The organism is Actinoplanes sp. NPDC051633 (assembly GCF_040681735.1).
Lineage (GTDB): Bacteria > Actinomycetota > Actinomycetes > Mycobacteriales > Micromonosporaceae > Actinoplanes.
Genome location: NZ_JBFAZH010001721.1, coordinates 1 through 1,201 on the forward strand (window position 1 = coordinate 1; position 1,201 = coordinate 1,201).

At 71.7% G+C, this 1,201-nt stretch carries 2 protein-coding genes; both read right to left on the reverse strand.

Features of this window, described 5'->3' with window-relative positions; translation table 11 throughout:
- Positions 1-25: 25 nt before the first annotated feature.
- Positions 26-433: a lipopolysaccharide assembly protein LapA domain-containing protein gene (locus tag AB0M20_RS44645; protein ID WP_364307664.1), complete on the reverse strand. Its 408-nt coding sequence runs from the start codon at positions 431-433 to the stop codon at positions 26-28.
- Positions 434-847: 414 nt separating this feature from the next.
- On the reverse strand, positions 848-1,201 hold a 354-nt coding region (locus tag AB0M20_RS44650; RefSeq protein WP_364307666.1), incomplete at its 5' end, for a serine hydrolase.

Genomic DNA, 1,201 nt, shown 5'->3' on the forward strand with positions numbered 1-1,201 from the left:
TCCGGGAGGCGAGCTGGCTGGACGGTTACCGGCGCGCCGGGTCCTCCGGTGGCGGTGCCGGGTCGACCGGCGAAGCGGTTGCGGCGCGACGGCGGCCGCGACGGCGGCCGAGCAACCGCAGCTGCACGATCCGGGCGGTGCCGGGAAGCGCGACGAGGAGCACGCCGAAGACGGCGGCCAGCAGCAGCGCCACCCCGAGCGGCAGTTTCCCGTGGATGCCGAGGAAGGACACGTCGGCCCGCTGGCCGTTCTGCAACACGAAGATCAGGAGCAGCAGGAGGACGGCGGCGAAGGCGACGGCGGCCACCCAGAGGCCGCCGGTTCGCGAGCGCGGCACAGGCGGCCCGGCGTGCGCCGGTGGAGTGCCGTCGGCAGAGCTGGTGTGGTTGTTGTCCGGCGTCGGGTGTTCTCGGTAGTTCTGTGCTGCGGTCATGACAACCGCCGCCTCTCCGGTGTGTCCTCGAGGCCGCCGTTGAGCCGGCGCCGGAATTGGAACCCGGAAGGGAAGTGCCCTTGACCTTGGGTCATGCGATGCATCCCGCCGGCGGCGGACTGCTTGCCACCGGGGTCCAGAGCGACACCCCGATGGTACCCCGGTCCGCCCTCCCAGCAGGCGCAGAGTATGCAGGCAGTTGGCACGATCCGGTTGACGATGACACAGCGGACAGCGCGAGCTGCCAGCCGAAGGCCCGGCGCCGCCAGAACGCCCGCGGCGAGGGCACCTACGTCGAGATCGACTGGTCTGAGGCCGCCCACCGCCGCCGCGCGGGTACGGCGGCAGCTGCGCCGAGTGGTTCTTTCAGGCCGGGTGGGAAACGTCGAGATTCGGTGATGCCGGTTCGGAGTCCTACTTGCGGTCGGCGAGCAGCTGGGTGCCGAGGTCGCTGGCGTCGTTGGCGACGTCGGACAGGACGATGACGGCCTTGTGCCGTGGGCGGTCGAGGCCGAGGTAGGCGGCGTAGCCGCCGGTCTGTCCGGCGTGGTGGGTGATGGTCTGTCCGGTCTGCCAGGTGGAGGTCAGCCAGAAGTCACCGATGCGGGTGTTCCCTCGGTCGGTGGCGGTGGTGGGCTCGAGGGCGGCCATGCCGGGGGCGGTCCCGTCGAGGAGGGCGGTGGCGAGTTTCGCGAGGTCTCCGGTGGTAGAGACGGCGGCGGCGCCGGGGGCGTAGGCATCCATGACCCAGGGCTGGGCGGGGAGACC

What these genes read in the sequence shown, in the direction of transcription:
- AB0M20_RS44645 (WP_364307664.1), bottom strand. Translation starts at nt 433, where the DNA reads ATGACCGCAGCACAGAACTACCGAGAACACCCGACGCCGGACAACAAC.